Origin of the sequence: Glutamicibacter sp. AOP38-B1-38 (assembly GCF_052377485.1) — a bacterium.
Classification (GTDB): domain Bacteria; phylum Actinomycetota; class Actinomycetes; order Actinomycetales; family Micrococcaceae; genus Glutamicibacter.
This window is the reverse complement of the sequence record NZ_JBQSWU010000003.1, coordinates 119,518-136,993: the sequence shown is the minus strand read 5'-3', so window position 1 is coordinate 136,993 and position 17,476 is coordinate 119,518. Positions and strand designations below refer to the sequence as shown.

The 17,476-nt window shown below is 60.5% G+C and carries 12 protein-coding genes; 9 read left to right on the top strand and 3 right to left on the bottom strand.

Annotated features, from left to right (window positions below; genetic code table 11):
* Positions 1 to 23: 23 nt before the first annotated feature.
* Together rsmI and ACT3TP_RS02850 are read left to right on the top strand one after the other, a co-directional pair.
* Positions 24 to 884, top strand: a complete 861-nt coding sequence (gene rsmI, locus ACT3TP_RS02855) for a 16S rRNA (cytidine(1402)-2'-O)-methyltransferase (protein WP_444619240.1) — start codon at positions 24 to 26, stop codon at positions 882 to 884.
* Positions 885 to 1,022: 138 nt separating this feature from the next.
* Positions 1,023 to 2,510: an NAD-dependent succinate-semialdehyde dehydrogenase gene (locus ACT3TP_RS02850; protein WP_444619238.1), complete on the top strand. Its 1,488-nt coding sequence runs from the start codon at positions 1,023 to 1,025 to the stop codon at positions 2,508 to 2,510.
* A 98-nt stretch (positions 2,511 to 2,608) separates the two neighbouring features.
* Here the strand turns inward: ACT3TP_RS02850 and ACT3TP_RS02845 are convergent, their stop codons facing one another.
* From ACT3TP_RS02845 to ACT3TP_RS02835, 3 genes are read right to left on the bottom strand one after another with little or no spacing between them, the layout of a single operon-like run.
* A complete protein-coding gene (locus tag ACT3TP_RS02845) occupies positions 2,609 to 5,017 on the bottom strand; it encodes a transglutaminase family protein (RefSeq protein ID WP_444619236.1) in 2,409 nt (802 codons plus the stop codon).
* Positions 5,014 to 6,336 carry a DUF58 domain-containing protein gene (locus ACT3TP_RS02840; RefSeq protein WP_444619234.1) on the bottom strand — a complete coding sequence of 441 codons (1,323 nt, stop codon included), beginning with the start codon at positions 6,334 to 6,336 and terminating at the stop codon, positions 5,014 to 5,016. The genes ACT3TP_RS02845 and ACT3TP_RS02840 overlap by 4 nt, the downstream gene beginning before the upstream one ends.
* Before the next feature lie 12 nt (positions 6,337 to 6,348).
* Positions 6,349 to 7,239 carry an AAA family ATPase gene (locus tag ACT3TP_RS02835; RefSeq protein ID WP_258134085.1) on the bottom strand — a complete coding sequence of 297 codons (891 nt, stop codon included), beginning with the start codon at positions 7,237 to 7,239 and terminating at the stop codon, positions 6,349 to 6,351.
* A gap of 275 nt (positions 7,240 to 7,514) precedes the next feature.
* On the opposite strand from ACT3TP_RS02835, the gene ACT3TP_RS02830 reads away from it, so the two are divergent.
* From ACT3TP_RS02830 to ACT3TP_RS02800, 7 genes are all read left to right on the top strand, one after another.
* Positions 7,515 to 8,462: a TatD family hydrolase gene (locus ACT3TP_RS02830; protein ID WP_444619231.1), complete on the top strand. Its 948-nt coding sequence runs from the start codon at positions 7,515 to 7,517 to the stop codon at positions 8,460 to 8,462.
* A gap of 271 nt (positions 8,463 to 8,733) precedes the next feature.
* On the top strand, positions 8,734 to 9,909 hold the full coding sequence (locus tag ACT3TP_RS02825; RefSeq protein WP_181148602.1) for a resuscitation-promoting factor: 1,176 nt from the start codon (positions 8,734 to 8,736) through the stop codon (positions 9,907 to 9,909).
* A 99-nt stretch (positions 9,910 to 10,008) separates the two neighbouring features.
* Positions 10,009 to 10,890 (top strand): 16S rRNA (adenine(1518)-N(6)/adenine(1519)-N(6))-dimethyltransferase RsmA, encoded by an 882-nt coding sequence (rsmA, locus tag ACT3TP_RS02820; RefSeq protein WP_444619229.1) that lies wholly within the window; start codon positions 10,009 to 10,011, stop codon positions 10,888 to 10,890.
* Between the two features lie 2 nt (positions 10,891 to 10,892).
* Complete coding sequence (locus tag ACT3TP_RS02815; RefSeq protein ID WP_105553881.1) at positions 10,893 to 11,825, top strand: 4-(cytidine 5'-diphospho)-2-C-methyl-D-erythritol kinase; 933 nt, start codon at positions 10,893 to 10,895, stop codon at positions 11,823 to 11,825.
* A 101-nt stretch (positions 11,826 to 11,926) separates the two neighbouring features.
* The gene (locus ACT3TP_RS02810; protein WP_444619227.1) at positions 11,927 to 13,297 is read left to right on the top strand and encodes an NAD(P)/FAD-dependent oxidoreductase; all 1,371 of its coding nucleotides are present in this window, start codon (positions 11,927 to 11,929) and stop codon (positions 13,295 to 13,297) included.
* A gap of 204 nt (positions 13,298 to 13,501) precedes the next feature.
* Complete coding sequence (locus ACT3TP_RS02805; RefSeq protein WP_444619225.1) at positions 13,502 to 14,674, top strand: GAF domain-containing protein; 1,173 nt, start codon at positions 13,502 to 13,504, stop codon at positions 14,672 to 14,674.
* A gap of 116 nt (positions 14,675 to 14,790) precedes the next feature.
* Positions 14,791 to 16,587: an NAD(P)-binding domain-containing protein gene (locus ACT3TP_RS02800; protein ID WP_444619223.1), complete on the top strand. Its 1,797-nt coding sequence runs from the start codon at positions 14,791 to 14,793 to the stop codon at positions 16,585 to 16,587.
* The last annotated feature ends 889 nt before the right edge of the window (positions 16,588 to 17,476 follow it).

Below are 17,476 nucleotides of genomic sequence, written 5' to 3'. Positions count from 1 at the left end.
GTACTTCGCGTAGGCTAAAGGGTGTGCAGAACTCAGATAATGAGGGCGTAATCGTCCTGGGCGCCACCCCAATTGGCAACTTGTCCGATGCTTCGCCGCGGCTCCGCGAAATCATCGAAAGCGCCGACGTGATCGCCGCCGAGGACACCCGCAACTTCCATCACCTAGCTCATGCCTTGGGAATTAAACCCGCCGGGCGGGTGATGAGCCTGCATGAACACAATGAGGCCCATAAGCTCGGCGAAGTGATCGAACTGGCTCGCGAAGGAGCCACCGTGCTGGTCGTCTCGGATGCCGGAATGCCTGCGGTCTCTGACCCGGGCTACCCCTTGGTGGCAGCCGCGATGGAAGCAGGCATCCGGGTCACCGCGGTGCCTGGACCTTCGGCGGTGCTGACCGCCCTGGCGCTATCGGGACTGCCCACCGGACGTTTCACCTTCGAGGGATTCTTGCCGCGCAAGGCTGGTGAACGGCGCAAGCGACTGGGCGCGCTACTGCACGAAGAGCGCACCATGGTGTTCTTCGAAGCCCCGCACCGGGTCGCTGACTTCTTGGCCTCGGCGATCGAAGCCTTCGGCGCACAGCGCCAGGCGGCGGTGGCCCGAGAGCTGACCAAGAAATTCGAAGAGGTCCGCCGCGATGAGCTCGGTGCGCTCAAGGCATGGGCAGATGAAGGTCTCCGCGGTGAGATTGTCGTGGTGATCTCCGGTGCTTCGGCCCCGGACACGGCCTCCATTGAGGATCTGCTTCCCAAGGTCTCCACGCTGGTTGCGGACGGGATGCGCATGAAACAGGCGGTGGCCGAGGTCGCCGAAGCCGCCGGGGCGAAGAAGCGGGACCTGTACGAAGCGGTTCTGGCGGAACGTCACGAAGCGAAAAAATAGCCGAAATCGCTTAGGCTGAATGCACAATGAAACAACGAGTTTGTAGTGCACCAGGCGATTTACAGTCGTTCGAAACCAGCACTAGCGTTGTGATCAACGAAGATTCCTTTCATTTACGACTTTCAGGAGAACCGCGTTATGTCGATTACCGCTGAACGCGAAGCAGAACTGCTCGCCAAAGTACCCACCGGACTGCTTATCAATGGTGAATGGCGAGATGCCTCAGATGGTGGCACCTTCGACGTACTTGACCCAGCCACCGGTGAAAAGCTGGCAACGCTGGCCAGCGCCACCAGCGAAGACGCGATGGCGGCCTTGGATGCAGCCGACGCGGTCCAGGCCGAATGGGCGCTGACCGCTCCACGCGAACGCGCCGAAATCCTGCGCCGCGGCTTTGACTTGGTCACCGCGCGCGCCGACGATTTTGCGTTGCTGATGAGCCTGGAAATGGGCAAGCCACTGGCCGAGGCCCGCGGCGAAGTTACCTATGGTGCCGAGTTCTTGCGTTGGTTCTCCGAAGAGACCGTGCGCCACTACGGCCGCTACGTCACTACCCCGGAGGGCAAGAACAAGGTTCTGGTCCACCACAAGCCGGTGGGTCCGTGCCTGCTGATCACCCCATGGAACTTCCCGCTGGCGATGGCCACCCGCAAGGTCGGCCCGGCAATCGCCGCGGGTTGCACCATGGTGCTCAAGCCCGCGAAGCTCACCCCGCTGACTTCCCAGCTATTCGCCGCCACCATGATGGAAGCCGGACTGCCGGCAGGCGTGCTGAACGTGGTTTCGGGATCCTCGGCATCGAAGATCTCCGGCCCGCTGATGCAAGATGACCGTCTGCGCAAGGTCTCCTTCACCGGTTCCACCCCGGTCGGCAAGCAGCTGATGAAGGATGCCGCAGACAAGGTGCTGCGCACCTCGATGGAATTGGGCGGCAACGCACCATTCCTCGTCTTCGAAGACGCTGACCTGGACGCAGCCGTCGAAGGCGCCATGGCCGCGAAGATGCGCAATATGGGCGAAGCCTGCACCGCAGCGAACCGCTTCCTGGTACATGAAGATGTGGCCGAGGAGTTCATCGCGAAGTTCTCGGAAGCGATGAAGGCGCTGAAGACCGGACGCGGAACCGACCCATCGTCCACCGTTGGCCCGTTGGTCGAGGAGAAGGCTCGCGAGGAGGTCCACGCGCTGGTGACCGACGCCGTTGCACAGGGCGCCACGGCAGTCACCGGCGGTGCTCCGGTAGCGGGTCCAGGCTACTTCTACCAGCCCACCGTGTTGGCTAACGTTGCCAACGACGCGAAGATCCTTACCCAGGAGATCTTCGGCCCGGTCGCCCCGGTGACCACCTTCAAGGATGAGGCGCACGCGATTCGCCTTGCCAATGCCAGCGAGTACGGACTGGCTTCCTACATCTACTCTCGTGACTTCAACCGGATGTTCCGCGTTTCCGAGCAGATCGAGTTCGGTCTGGTCGGCTTCAATGCCGGGGTCATCTCCAACGCTGCCGCACCCTTCGGTGGCGTGAAGCAGTCGGGTCTGGGCCGTGAAGGCGGCGCCGAGGGGCTCGGGGAATACACCACCGTGCAGTACATCGGCATTGCCGACCCATACGCACCGGTTAGGTAATTTCGGTAGTCCACGGCCGCTAGCATTTGGCGGACGGTAGCTGCCCGTGAAGCCCAACGCCTTTCAGGTGTTGGGCTTCAGGCAGTTAATCCCGCAGATTAGTGTGCGTTGGTGAACCGATTTGCCTCGCGCAGTTGCCGCTCGCGCAGGGAAGCCGGGAAGCAGAAGCAGAGCACGCGTTGCGTGCCGTGCAGCTCGCGGCGCAGCTGGGCAGCGAGCTGTTCCAGCGCGGCTACCAGGTCGGCGCCTTGTTCCCCATCCGGGTGGCGATGAGCGTAGAAGCTTGCCTGAATTCCTTCACGAAGCCTCGTCAAGGGCGCTGCAAGCTGCTGGTGGTTCTCGGTCAAGCGCAGAGTGTAGTCGCTGACCGATTCCTGTTCACCGGCGGGGCTGCCGATGTCCGCACCCAACGCACGCAGCTCATCCCATAATGCCTGGGCGCTCCCGGCACCGCCGGCAAGAACTTGTTCGATTCTGCGCCGACGCAATCGAGCGCGCTGCCAGGGGAGAACCGCCAGTAGCAAGGCGAGCACCAAGACTCCAAGCACGATCATCCAGCCATAGTCTTCGGCCTGCACGGTATTTTGTTGCGGCACGTTGGCGGTTGCGCTTTCCTCGGCCTCCGGGTCATCGAGTTCCGGGGCACCGGAAGGATTCAGTTCCTCGGGCACCTCTTGCGGCGTTTCGTTGGACGTTGCCCCCGGGGCGTAGTCAGGTGCCTGACCTTGGCCGGGGGTCGGTTCAAAAGGAACCCAGCCGATCCCCGGGAGGAACAATTCGGGCCAGGCATGGGCTTGTTGGCCGGTTACCTCATATTCGGTGAATTCAACTTCCGGAGGCACATTGCGCCCGATCCCGTTGCCTTCGGCAAGGTCAGCAGCATTAAACGTCTCACCGGTTGGCTCGCCGGGGGCATAGCCGACCACGATGCGCGAAGGGATCCCGGACGCTCGTGCCAGCAGGGTCATCGTGGAAGCGAAATGTACGCAGTAACCTTGACGGCGATCCAGGAACGCCTTAATTACCTGCCGGTTAGCTCCGTCATAGCCTTCGCGGAGCGGCGTGCGTTCGGAATATCCGAAAGCAGCCGAACGCAGGAAATCCTGAATGGCGACGGCCTTATCGAAGTCGTTCGCCGGGGGGCCCTGCGCGCCGTAGGCTTCGGCGAGCGTCTGGCGCAGCAATTGGTCGAATTCGCCGTCGAGGTCCTCGGGCATAGAAAGATTTACATTCGCTATTTCATTCGTCAGCTCGCCGCCAAAGTAACCAAGATTGCGCGCCATCTCCGCGCTCAAATTCATTTGCGTGTGTCCCACGGTGACTTGGCCTGTTTCGGCCATGGCATCCCCGCTGAGCCGAGCCACGGAGGTCTGCTTGGTCCAGTTCCAGGAACCATTGATGCCGGTGATATAAAAACTGCGGTCTGGCAGCGGCAGACTAGGGCTGCTGACCTGCCCATCCCAAGTCAATTGGGTGAGCTCGGGGGTTCCGTTGAAAATGTCGGCATCGGTGTCCATCGCGGTGTCCCCAAAATACGCGGATTGGAGCAAATCTTCGCTCGGTTCCCAGCGGGTGGCGCTCAGATCTTCGATAATCGAGGTACGCAGATATACCGGTTCAGCAGAACTGGTGAGATAGCTAAAAGCGACGCTTCCATTGTTCGCTCTCAGATCTCGGCCCAGATTGAGCAGCGGGTCAACGTTGCTGGCTAAGAGGTCGCCGGAAGGCCGAGTGCCTTCGGGGAGCATGCCATTGCGAAAGCCCGGCATGAACAGGCCGCTGAGAATCATCGCGAGGGCGCAGGCGGCAGCGGTGACGGCGAGGATTCCCACCTGTCGTCTCGCTGGTAATCCCGCGCCTGTAGGTTCGGAACGGAAAATATAGGGGAGCAGTGCGAAATAACCAAGTATTGCCAGCGTCATCAGCACGAGATAGCCGATGCCCGCCCCTTCTTGTTTGAACAGCGACGCGATCACCGGGGCGAAGCACAATGGCATGATCACCAGTGGCGCTAGGCGCTTGAATGATGCGAGAACCTCGACCACGAGGCTCAGCACCACCGCGAGCAAAAGCAGAACGAACTCGACATATCGTGAGTAGGCCACCGGGGGCACCTGGGTGGAGAACTGTATGGCGGCCTCGGAGGCTAGCGCACCGAACCAATCGATGAGCCTCATGGAGGGGGGATTGGCGCGCATCGTTTGGTGCCCCAGGACCGCGCCAACCGCCACAAGCAAGGCAACAGGCAATGCAGCCCAGTGCCAGCCACGGATGCCGCGCAATACCCCGGCGCTGCCATGGATGAAGACCACTGGCCAGATCAAGGCTCCGAACCACGCCCCGCCTTGGACGACTCCGCTGAGCGAGGCGAAACCAGCGAGCAGGGCAAGGCTCAGAGCTGCAGCCGCTAGCAATCGCGCGTACAGGTGATGCGTCCTGGGTTTTTTGGGCCCAGCGCCCGACGCGCTGGAGTTCGGAGCTGGCCGCTGGGTCACTGCGGCGCTCATGGCCGTGACCACAACTCGTTGATGTTGGTGTTTGCCGCCAAGAAATGCACTTTCCACCCAGTCTCGGCCAGGTGTTGCTGCACCTCGTGGTAGCGCTCCGGATGGGAGACCAGCAGGAACAGTTCGACATGGCGCACCGAACGCGCCAGAGTTGCCAGCCACGCGGCCTGATTGGTTCGGAGCTCACCGAGGATCATGATGACCGGTTCGTCGCGAAAGCCCAGCAGCAGCTTGCGCAATCCCTCTCCGAGAATTTCAGGTCCCTCGGCGGCGTTAGTTGGTGCGCGCAGCGACATCTCGGCGCTCGCGGCATGAAAGTCTTCAAATCCGGCCTGGGCGGAAGCCCCAGACAGCGAGACGCTGCCGGCCTTGAGCAACTGTTCTCCCGAAAGTTCTCTAAAGAGCAATTGATAACCGTTGGCGGCGTAGCGTTGGCCGATACTGCAGGCCAGGGAGAGCGCCATTTCAAAACGTCGGCTGCTTTGGATCGGAGGGCCGTCGCCCTGCGGGATCCCCAGACGCAGGTCCGCGCCGTTAATATGCCAGTGCTCATAGGTGCGGTCAAAGACCAACAATGCCTGGGCAGTAGCAACATGGTTTTCTTGACGCACCATGAGCTTGCCCTGCCGTGCGGTGGCTTTCCAGTGAACCTGTCGGATCGAGTCGCCTTGTTGGTAATCACGGGTGGCCACGTCATAGTAGTCGGCGGTGGTGCTTCGGGAGAACCGTGCATCACCGGTCAGCATCTTGTCTCCGAGCGAAGCGAAGCGTTCCAGCGGGTGAATTTCGGCGCAAACGGGGACGGGCAAGGCATCTCCCGAATCGACCATGCCGTCCACTAGGCCTAAGGGGTCAGAAAGAATTTGCTTTGCCGGGCCCACCAAATGGATTCCGCGGGTGCGGAAGATGAGCTCGTACACGGTCTCTCCGGGACCGGTGAATTCGGGGCCCGGCCCAAACTCGGGTGGAAGCGATTCCTTGACCTTCGCATTCTCCGCACAGGACAGCTGCAACCTGGTGATGTCACCGACCACCGGATTTGCGGTGAGCAGTTTGCGGGTCAGTTTGGATTTATTGCGTAGCCGCAATACCAGCAACCAACTGACCAAGGCCACTGTCAGCAGTCCGATGCCCAAAGCCATCATCTCGTGGCGGCCCAGGATGTAGGCCAGGAAAATCAGCAGGGCTCCGCTGCACAAGGTTGCCCAGCCGCGCACGGTGAACAGGTCAAGTTGGAACCGGCGTAGCGTTGCGGGCGTCGAATCCGTGCGTGTCCACGACAGAGCATCGCGCGAGTCGAACCGCTGCATTTTTTCCATGGCGTGCCTTGCCTATCCGACTGGTGTGGCGGAAACAAGCTCCTGGATCAAAGCAGCGGGTTCCACGCCTTCGGATAATGCCCTGCGGGTCAGGATCAGCCGGTGCGAGAGCAGCATCTCGGCTACTCCACGCACATCTTCGGGCAATACATGATCCCGTCCGTTAATAGCCGCATGGGATTTTGCGGCGCGGACCCATTGCACGAGCGCACGAGGCGAAGCGCCCAACGAGATATGCGGATGGTCGCGGGTGGCCCGACCCAAATCAACGACGTAGCCACTCAACCGATCGGTAACGGTCACCTGCCTCACTTGTTCGATCATTTGCCGCAGTTGTTCGAGCTCAAGCACTGAGCGCAGCGAGTCAAGCGGTTCGGCTACATGGTGGCTGGTGAGCATGGAAATTTCTGCTTCGCGGTGTGGGTAGCCCATCGAAATTCGACCCATGAACCTGTCCCGTTGTGCCTCTGGCAGCGCGAACGTACCTTCCGAATCTATGGGGTTCTGTGTGGCAACGACCATAAATGGCCTCTGCAATGGGTGGGTAATCGAGTCCACGGTGACCTGCTGCTCTTCCATGCACTCAAGCAGGGCGGACTGGGTCTTCGCGTTTGCCCGGTTGATCTCATCCGCGATCACGATATTTGCAAAGATTGGGCCGGGATGGAACGTGAACTCATGATCTTGCGGGGAGAACACCGAGACGCCGGTAACGTCGCTGGGCAGCAGATCCGGTGTGAACTGGATTCGGTGCACGGATCCGTTGACGCTGCGGGCCAATGACTTGGCGAGCATGGTTTTGCCGACTCCGGGAACGTCTTCGAGCAGCAGATGCCCTTGCGCGAGGAGCACCACAATGGTGTTGGTAATTGCTTCGGGCTTACCCGCGATTACTGTCTGCACAGCATCGAACATCCGTTGGTAATTCGACCTAAACGTCGAATCTACCAAGGGGAGTGTTGGGTGGGCACTCATGCGCATTCTCCTGGCTGGGCAACTTATCGTGCCGAGGTCATCTTTGACACGCTAAGCAATTCCCGTAGCTTGTGTTCACATCATATGGGGTTCTTTTCTCCACGAATAGCTTCTAAATACCTTGATTCTTTCCCTGTGTACCGGTGGTGGAAGAATTAGACCCAAGAACTGACAATATTTATGACGAAAGGTCCGGTGCGCAGATGAGCGAATCCGATTTCTCACGGATTCCCGAGGGGTACCGTCCGGCAGAAGAATCGAATTCTTCGCCTACCGGGGAACGCGCCCGCTCGGCAAAGACAGAAAAGAACGGAAGCAAACGAAATACCCGTTACCCGGAGGCACCCGCCCCGCTGCCGGTACCGGTGATCGACAACCATACGCATCTGGATTTTCGCGATGGTTCGGTGAATGCCAGTGTGCAGCAGGCCCTCAGCGCGGCCGCAGCGGTCGGGGTGGAGGGGCTGATCCAGGTTGGCTGCGACGTGGAATCGTCAAAATTCGCCGTGCAGGCGGCCAAGGACTTTCCAAACATCTTGGCTGCGATCGCTATCCACCCCAATGATGCCGCACGCCTAGCGGAGCATGGCGAACTTGAGGCCGCGATTGAGCAGATCGAGGAGTTGGCGGCAAACGAGCGGGTGCGGGCCATCGGTGAGACCGGGCTGGATTACTTCCGAACGGGCGAAGCGGGGCATCATGCGCAGGAAAAGTCCTTCCGCGAGCATTTGCGGATCGCCGTGGAACATGGAAAAGCAGTCCAAATCCACGACCGTGACGCACATCATGATGTGGTTCGGATCTTGAACGATGCGCCGTTGCCCGAGCGCGTGGTTTTCCATTGCTTTTCCGGCGACGCCGAGCTGGCGCGGATCTGCAATGCCAACGGCTGGTGCATGTCATTTTCGGGGACCGTGACCTTCAAGAATTCAACGGATCTCCAGCAGGCCTTGCGCCTAGCAGACCCGCAGTTGTTGCTTGTCGAAACGGATGCGCCGTTCCTGACGCCACATCCTTTCCGGGGGCGGCCAAATGCGAGCTACATGATCCCCCATACCGTCCGCTTTATGGCTGAAACCAGGGGTGCTGAACTAGCTCAATTGTGCGAGCAGCTAGCCGCGAATACGGGTGCGGTGTACGGCGCATTGTAGTCCTGCCGGGTGTGGTTTCCGACATATAAAGGTTGCGCCAATTATTACAATTCGGTTACGGTTATTGGAAAGCGTTGAGTTGCGAGCGCGCCCTGAGCCGGTCGCAACCTAGTGCGTTGCCGTATTTCCGTAGGGGACTAGATCCTCCGTGGATCGGGTGACGCGCAAACTGAATTTTATACTGGCGGCCTGGCCGCCACGGTTGAGCAAGACTTACCGGGAGTATCTTCCTGGCGTTCGACCTACAAACGATGGGGATCTCACTACCGTGATGCACTTGCTCAAAAAAAGCTGGGTCAAATATCTGGCCCAGGCCGTGGCTGTTGCCGTGGTCATTGCCGGAGCTGTTTTTTATATTTCCGGCCAGAAGTCCGTGACCGTGGCCATTGATGGCGATGAGCAGATCTTCACCACCCGCGCAGCAACCGTGCAGGATGCCCTTGAGCAGGAAGGCATCAGCGTTTACGAGCGTGACGAGTTGAGCGTGGCCGCAGATTCGGAGCTTTCCGATGAGCAGCGCATCGAGATCAGCCGCAACAAGTCGGTACAGGTCAGCATCGATGGCACCGACCGAGTAGTGCACACCACCGGCATGACCGTGGCGGATGTCATGGACGAACTGAAGCTGGATGAGAAGTCGGAAGTATCCCTCGGCGAAGATATCGAGCTCGTCAGCCTCAGCGACGAAATCGAGATCATCACCCCTAAAAATGTGACTCTGCTTGTCGACGAGAAGAAGCAGAAGATTTCGACCACCGCGCAGACCGTCAAGGAACTGCTTGCCGAGCAGAAGGTCAAGCTCGACAAGGACGACGAGGTCAACGTTCAAGTAGGTAAAGACACCGACAAGGACGCGAAGACCAGCACCAAGATCGAGGACGACACCAAGATCGAGGTCATCGTCGTTTCGGTGAAGACTTGGGATGAAAAGCGAGAGATCGGTTTTGATACCGAGAAGGTCAAGGATTCGAAGCTCGAAAAGGGCAAGACCAAGGTCAAAACCGAGGGCAAAAAGGGCGAGCGTGAACTAACGCTTCGCCAGGAAACCCGCAACGGTAAAAAGGGCGAGGAAGAAGTTCTGAAGTCCAAGGTCACCAAGGAGCCAGTCGCAGAGGTTATTCGAGTCGGAACCAAGAAGCCTGAATCAAGCTCGGATTCCAAGAGCTCGGACTCCAAGACCAAGGCTCCAACCGGTAGCATCTCCTCTACCTGGGCGGCTCTGGCCAAGTGCGAGTCCGGTGGCAACTGGTCGATCAACACCGGTAACGGCTACTACGGTGGACTCCAGTTCTCCGCTTCGTCATGGCGCGGAGCCGGCGGAACGAAGTACGCGCCGCTGCCACACCAGGCCAGCCCTCAGGAACAGATTGCTACCGCTGAGAAGCTGCGTGCCAACGGCGGATGGGGCCACTGGCCACACTGCTCGTCCAAGCTCGGGCTGCGCTAAGCAGCAGAAAACTTTTGACGCGACGCGTCCACCCCATTCGGGTGGGCGCGTCGCGTCGCGTCAGCAGTCCTTGCGCGCTGAACTAGAATTGTAGGTGTGATGTCTAAGGAATCTTTGCCACTGCTTGGGGCTACCGAAATCCGTCGACTGGCCGAGGAGCTTGGGATACGTCCCACGAAGACCCTCGGGCAGAACTTTGTCATTGACGGAAACACCATCCGCAGGATTGTGGCCACCGCAAATGTCTCCCCGGAGGAGACCGTGCTCGAGGTCGGACCGGGCCTCGGCTCGCTGACCCTCGGAATCATGGATGCCGCGGCAAAGGTGGTCGCCGTAGAGATCGACCCGCCGCTTGCGAAGCGGTTGCCGCAGACCATGGCCGAACTCCGTCCGGGCCGAGAAGAGGACCTGACGGTGATCCTCAGCGATGCCATGAAGATCACCGAGCTTCCGGGCAATCCCACCGCCCTTGTCGCAAATCTCCCATATAACGTTGCAGTGCCCGTGGTGCTGCACCTGATGGAGCATTTCGAATCCATCACCCATGGCCTGGTGATGGTGCAGGACGAGGTCGCCGACCGGATGTGTGCGACACCGGGAAATAAGATCTACGGTGTCCCCTCGGTCAAGGGCGCCTGGTACGGCACCATGCGCAAGGCCGGCGTCATTGGCATGAACGTCTTTTGGCCGGCCCCCAAGATCCATTCCGGCCTGGTGGCTTTCACTCGCGACAAGGATCGCAGCGACGCACCAGACCGCAAGGAAGTCTTTGCCATCATTGACGCAGCCTTTGCCCAACGCCGCAAGACGCTGCGCGCTGCCCTGTCCGGGTGGGCCGGATCCGGCGCTCGCGCCGAGCAGATCCTGCACGCTGCAGGCATCGACCCGAAGGAGCGCGGGGAGAAGCTGGACGTAGACGGATTCATCTCGATTGCTCGTGCGGCTCACACGGTGCCGGCGCTCGTGCAGACCGAAGACTAACGATGGCCAAGCAACGCGTCATCGCCACCGCGCCGGGAAAAATTAACTGCTATTTCCGGGTGGGACCACCGCGTGAGGACGGCTACCATGAGGTCGCCAGCCTGTATGTCGCGGTATCCCTGCTGGAGCAAATCGAAGCCACCCTGCGTGCAGACGGTGAACTGCAGCTGAGCCTGGAACCGGGCTCGCCGGTAGTTGCCGATCCGGAAAATTTCCCGCTGGGCCAAAATAACCTCGTGTGGAAAGCCGCCGAGCTTCTCCGCGAGCATACCGGTTGCACCTTGGGTGCAAACCTCCACATCACCAAGCGTGTACCGATTGCCGGCGGGATGGGCGGCGGTTCCGCGGATGCCGCGGCTGCTCTCGTTGCCTGCAACGAGCTGTGGGGGACCGGACTGGACCGTGAAGAGCTTGGCAGGCTTGGCGCCCGGCTCGGCGCCGATGTGCCTTTTGCGCTCATGGGCGGTGCGGCCATCGGCCTGGGCATCGGCGACAAACTCGCCCCCTTGCTGACCCGTGCCAAGACGCAGTGGGTATTGATCCCTGCCAGTTTTGGCTTATCGACCCCTCGCGTCTATTCGATGCTCGACCGGCTGCGCGCCGGCCAGTGTGTTGAGGTTCCACAAGAGATCGATCCACAGGTCATTAAAGCGCTGATGGAATCGGATACCGAAGCGCTGTCGCAGCTTCTGGTCAATGACCTGACGCAGGCATCCTTGGCCTTGGCTCCGGAACTTGGAACCGTGCGGGACCTCGCCGAAGGCGCCGGCGCGCTGCGGGCCATGGTGTCCGGGTCGGGACCGACCTTGGCCCTGCTGGTGCGCGATGCCGAACACGCCGAGCAGGTGATGACGCAGCTCGGAGACGAGGTGGGAGTCGCCACCATGATGGTCAGTGCTCCGGCACCGGGCGCGCATGTGGAGCTTTCCGAATAGCTTCTTGAACCCTTGCCAGGGTGGGTGCCGTGACTCTACAGTGATTTCGGAACCATAAAGTGAGCGTGGTTCATTTATTCGTTGCGGAACGAAGGAATCACATGATCAATGGCCACGTATCTCATTGGTGGGAACGCCTTGGATTACCCACCTCGCGGGAAACTCTGCGCGGATCCCATGCATTTGACGTTGCCATTGTGGGTGCCGGTTTTACCGGTCTGTGGGCCGCCTACTATTTGAAGCAAGCAGCGCCTAGCCTGCGCATCGCTATCCTGGAGCAGCGCCATATCGGGTATGGGGCGTCCGGACGCAATGGCGGCTGGCTGACCAACACCATTACCGGTGGACGCGAACAATATCTGAAATCCCACGGCCGGCAAGCGGTCGACGACTTTCAGCTGGCCATGAATCAAACCATCGACGAAGTGGTGCGGTTCTGCGCCGCGGAGAACATCGACGCGGACATTCTGCAGGGCGGCGAATTCGAGGTTGCGTACAATCCGGCCCAAGAGGCACGATTGCGCGCCTTCGTGACCGCCGAGCAGTCTTGGGAGCACAGCACGGTGCAGCTGCTGGAAAGCTCCGAAGCTGCACAGCAGATCAACGTCGCGGGCACACTTGCCGCCGCCTGGCACCCGCATGCCGCCCGGATCCAACCGGCAAAACTGGTCAGTGGGCTGGCACAGGCAGTCGAATCTCTCGGAGTAGAAATCTTCGAGAGCACCAGAGTCACCGAGATCAGTTCTCACCGACTGGATTTTGCTGGTGGCACCGTCACCGCGGACTTCATCATTCGTGCGACCGAGGGCTTTACCGCCGGAATTAAAGGCCATAAGCGCTTGTGGCTGCCGATGAATTCTTCGATGATTGCCACCGAGCCGCTGGATGCATCTTTCTGGGATGAGGTGAACTGGAAGAACGGCGAAGTGCTTGGCGATTTTGCCCACGTGTACATGTACGCCCAGCGCACCGCCGATGATCGGATCGCCATTGGAGGTCGCGGAGTTCCCTACAAATTCGGGTCGCGTACCGACCTTGATGGGATGACTCCCGCGGTGACGGTCAACGGACTCCAAGAAATTTTGCAACGGCTATTCCCGCAAGCCAAGCAAGCGGCGATCGCTCATGCCTGGTCCGGGGTGCTCGGGGTTCCGCGAGATTGGGCCGCCACCGTCGGTATGGATCCGCGCACTGGAATCGGCTGGGCCGGGGGATATGTGGGGACCGGCGTGGCTACCACCAACCTTGCCGGTCGAACCCTGCGCGATCTGGTCTTAGGCCAGAATACCGCGCTGACCAATTTGCCCTGGGTCAACCACAAGGTGCGGCAGTGGGAACCCGAACCGCTTCGTTGGATGGCCACCACGGGGCTCTATGCTGCCTATGGGATGGCGGACCGGGCCGAATCCAAGGGTGGGACGAAGACCTCCGCCATAGCGCACCTGGCGGATCTGGTGACGGGGAAGAGATAGGCGAGTTGCCTGGCTGCTGCGGAGTGCAGCGCAAGCATCGTAGATGCCGCAACCAAGGCGGTCGCCGAATTCACGGCAGCACACAGGCCAACTCGCACCTGCTCGCGGGCCTTCCCCAGTTCCTTCGACGATTCGGGGAAAGTCTCAGCGATTTTAAGCGGCGAAAGCTTCCCATCCACTAGCGAAGCATGGCATTCTCAGTAAATGACTGTGGAGCACGGTGGGTCCCAGACGCTGTTCCAAGCGGCCCTGACAGCTGGGGAAGACCCAGCCAATAAAGCACGGGGCCTCAAAGCCTTGCATCAGAGCTGGGCCGAAGGCACGCGCATTCCATCGCTGGTTCGACCCGTGGTGGCGCGTTCCTGGTCGCGCGCCGGAGCGCAGTACAAGGACATTGTTCCTCTGGACCTTGCAACTGTCCGCGAGCGGCGGGAATCCAATGAGGAATTAAACGGACTCATTGAGCTGTTCAAGGACCGGCTCCTGTCGCTGGCCACTCAGGCTGGAAACCAATTGGTGATCTCCGATAGCCAGGGGTACGTGCTTTGGGTCTTGGGACCTTCGATGATCCGCCGGAGAAGCGATGATATCGGCTTTGTCGCGGGGGCCAGATGGCGGGAAGGGGACGTCGGCACCAACGGCATCGGCGCCGCCATGGCCGAGCGGACACCGGTGCAAATTTTTGGTCCGGAGCATGCGCGCGAAGAACAGCATTCCTGGGTCTGCACCTCGGCGCCGGTCAGCAACCCTGCCACGTCATCCTTGGTCGGCGCCATCACCTTGGCCGGATCATTTCGCACCGCTCACCCGCACTCGCTGGCGCTGGTTTCATCGGTCGCCCACGAAGCGGAATTACTGCTGCGAGGTGAGCATGCCCTGAAAATGCAACGTCTGGAACTGGCGGCAACGCTGCCGGCGGGCGCATACCTGCTGGTTGATCCCCAGGGTTCTGTGGCGTCCGCTCGGGGATACAACATCAGCGGCAGAATCTCCTTGCCGCCAGCCTTGGAAGAGGGGCGCAACTGGATCCTTGGCATCGGTGCGGTGGAAGCGCGCAGAACTGCCGGCGGCTGGCTCCTGCAACGAGCCGATGAGCAGGTGACGCTGGAGCTCTGCGCCGGGGGCATCCAGGAAGCGCTGGTGCACATGCCAAGCGGAACGACCCGCATTGGGCTCAGTGCCAAGCACTGGCAAATCCTGGAGCTACTGGCGAACTGCCCCGCGGGAGCCACCGCGGGGCAGCTCCAGGACCTGTGGCCTGCGCACACGCCCAACGTGACTATTCGAGCCGAAATCTCCCGGCTGCGTGCAAAGCTGCGTGGCCTGATAGCCTCCCGGCCCTATCGGCTGATGGTTCCGGTGTACCGCCAAACTTGATCCCCAGAGGCATGCAACCTATTGCAACGCTTCCATTTTGTGACCCGTGTCATAGCCTTGCTTCAGGGCGGCAGAGCAAGCCGCATCATTTCCCGGACTCCCGATGAATTGACGTGATGACAATGGCAAACAACGATCCACTGGCGCAGGCTCAAGAATGGTGCCGCACGCTGGAGCAGACCTTGGCTGCAGGCGATGTGCAAGGGGCCGCGGAGCTCTTCGGCGAGGAATGCTATTGGCGGGACCTCACCGCATTGACCTGGAACCTGCATACCAGCGAAGGGCGCGAAGACATCGCGAAAATGCTGCTCGGCGTCGAGCGCGGGGCATGGCCGCGAAACCTGAAGGTGACCAGCGCACAGGATGCCGATGGAGTTGTCGAGGCCTGGTACACCTTCGAGAACGATGCCATAGACGGGCTCGGGCTCTTCCGCCTGCGCGACGGCCGGTGCTGGACCCTGCTGAGCACGGCCCAGGAACTGCGCGAATATCCCGAACCTGCCGGGGCCAGGCGCGAACTCGGGGCCGAGCACGGCTCGGCGATGAGCAAGGAGAACTGGCTGGACCGCCGCGAAGCCCAGCGGCAAACACTGGGAATCACCGAGCAGCCGTACACTCTGATCATCGGTGGCGGCCAGGGCGGCATCGGATTGGCCGCACGGCTCAAACGCATGGGTGTCCCGGCCCTGGTCATCGACAAGCATCCGAGGCCGGGGGACCAGTGGCGCTCGCGCTACCACTCGCTGGCCCTGCATGACCCGGTCTGGTACGACCATATGCCGTACATCGAATTTCCCGACCACTGGCCGGTGTTCACTCCCAAGGACAAGATGGGCGACTGGCTGGAAAGCTATACCAAGCTCATGGAACTGGACTACTGGTCCCTGACCGAAGCGACCAGCGCGAAGCAAGACCCGGACGGCGAAGGCTGGATCGTCGAAGTCGAACGCGACGGGGTGCCGCTCACCCTGCGCCCCACCCAATTGGTCCTGGCCACCGGAATGTCTGGAATCCCCAACGTTCCCCGCTACCCGGGTGCCGAGAGCTTCGGCGGGGAACAGAATCATTCCTCGAAGCACCCAGGCGGTGAACGCTATGCAGGGAAAAATGTCGTGGTGATCGGTGCGAACAATTCGGCCCACGATATTTGCGCAGATTTGGTCCAGAACGGTGCCAAGCCCACCATGGTGCAGCGTTCCAGCACCCACATCGTGCGTTCGGAATCCTTGATGAATACCGTGCTGGGGCCGCTGTATTCCGAACAGGCCTTGGCCGCAGGCATCGATCACCACAAGGCGGACCTGATCTTTGCTTCCATCCCGTACAAGGTCCTGCCGGATTTCCAGCGGCCCGCGTTCGACAAGGTCCGCGAACAGGATGCAGAGTTCTACAAGTCCTTGGAGGACGTGGGCTTCGACCTCGACTTCGGCGATGACGACTCGGGGCTGTTCCTCAAGTATCTGCGCCGCGGCTCGGGCTACTACATCAACATCGGCGCGAGCGAGCTGGTGGCCGATGGCTCAATTGCCTTGGCCCAGGGCGAGGTCTCGCACTTGACCGAGCACAGCGTGATCCTGGCCGATGGAACCGAGCTGCCCGCCGACGCGGTGGTCTACGCAACAGGCTATGGGTCGATGAACGGCTGGGCCGCCCACCTGATCTCCCAAGAGGTCGCCGATGCGGTGGGTAAATGCTGGGGCTTGGGCTCTGAAACCACTAAGGATCCAGGTCCCTGGCAAGGCGAACTGCGAAATATGTGGAAGCCAACCAAGGTCAAGAATCTCTGGTTCCACGGCGGGAACTTGCACCAGTCCAGGCACTACTCGAAATATCTGGGCTTGCAGCTCAAGGCCCGTTTCGAGGGGCTGCCCACACCCGTCTACGCGCTCGCCGAAACCTATCATCAAGCCTGATCAACTAGCTGTTCAAGGTTGACTTGTGAGCTGGGCCCGGAGGATCTTTGAACGCCGAAGATCCTCCGGGCCCAACTGCGCTTTCGCCGAATCGTTGATCTCGTGCCCGGTGTTTAGAAGTTCTGGAAGGGGGAGCCGTCCGCAAGCTTTCCGCAGTGGATGAGCTTTATGCAATTTGATCTCCGTGCTCAACCCACCCCGGAGTGAATTTCCGGATATGCCGATTCAGATTTTTCGCGGCGCTGGACCTGCCGCGCTCGCTCGCCTGTCGATAAGCGATCAGGATCCAATCCTTCGCCAGATTCGGCCCTGATCCGCGGGCCGGCGTGGAATGAGTGTTGATCCGCAGCGGCGAGACGAGCCACCACTTCACGAAAAAAGCATTGTGAGCTGAATGATGATCCCTTCGCGAGTGCGGAAATCGCCCCGGATTGGATCCGGCCAATCTGCTGAGCAAAGCCTAGAAGGCCTGGCGCCAGATCCGCGGCGCGTCTTCGCTGCATTCCATTCGGATCAGCAAGAGCGGTGTTGTTCGCGCAAGGGCCTGGATTCGGGATTTCTCCTCGATGCAGAGCCTCAGGGAGCCCTCGGGTGGAGTCATATACACCCCGATGACAGCGGTGGCTTTTCCTGCAAGGTACGCGGTCGGTGGAGTATTTGCAGGTTCCGCTGCACCCTGGTTGCGCGCCGTCAGCTATCTGGCCCCGGCGGTGAGGGCGGCATCCTCTATAAGTTCAGGGCCGCGCTTCCCGCGGATGCCGCGAAGTCCTGCCTGCCTTGAGTGCAATGGCTAGTTTTCGGAAATCGGCGGTATCCCCTGGGTGGTGCTTCGCGCCCCGATTTCTCACTCTGCAATCCTGGGGTCTGGGCAATTGTGCATGAAGCATCT

What these genes read in the sequence shown, in the direction of transcription:
- ACT3TP_RS02850 (WP_444619238.1), top strand. Translation starts at nt 1,023, where the DNA reads ATGTCGATTACCGCTGAACGCGAAGCAGAACTGCTCGCCAAAGTACCC.
- ACT3TP_RS02845 (WP_444619236.1), bottom strand. Translation starts at nt 5,017, where the DNA reads ATGAGCGCCGCAGTGACCCAGCGGCCAGCTCCGAACTCCAGCGCGTCG.
- ACT3TP_RS02840 (WP_444619234.1), bottom strand. Translation starts at nt 6,336, where the DNA reads ATGGAAAAAATGCAGCGGTTCGACTCGCGCGATGCTCTGTCGTGGACA.
- ACT3TP_RS02830 (WP_444619231.1), top strand. Translation starts at nt 7,515, where the DNA reads ATGAGCGAATCCGATTTCTCACGGATTCCCGAGGGGTACCGTCCGGCA.
- ACT3TP_RS02825 (WP_181148602.1), top strand. Translation starts at nt 8,734, where the DNA reads ATGCACTTGCTCAAAAAAAGCTGGGTCAAATATCTGGCCCAGGCCGTG.
- rsmA (WP_444619229.1), top strand. Translation starts at nt 10,009, where the DNA reads ATGTCTAAGGAATCTTTGCCACTGCTTGGGGCTACCGAAATCCGTCGA.
- ACT3TP_RS02815 (WP_105553881.1), top strand. Translation starts at nt 10,893, where the DNA reads ATGGCCAAGCAACGCGTCATCGCCACCGCGCCGGGAAAAATTAACTGC.
- ACT3TP_RS02810 (WP_444619227.1), top strand. Translation starts at nt 11,927, where the DNA reads ATGATCAATGGCCACGTATCTCATTGGTGGGAACGCCTTGGATTACCC.
- ACT3TP_RS02805 (WP_444619225.1), top strand. Translation starts at nt 13,502, where the DNA reads ATGACTGTGGAGCACGGTGGGTCCCAGACGCTGTTCCAAGCGGCCCTG.
- ACT3TP_RS02800 (WP_444619223.1), top strand. Translation starts at nt 14,791, where the DNA reads ATGACAATGGCAAACAACGATCCACTGGCGCAGGCTCAAGAATGGTGC.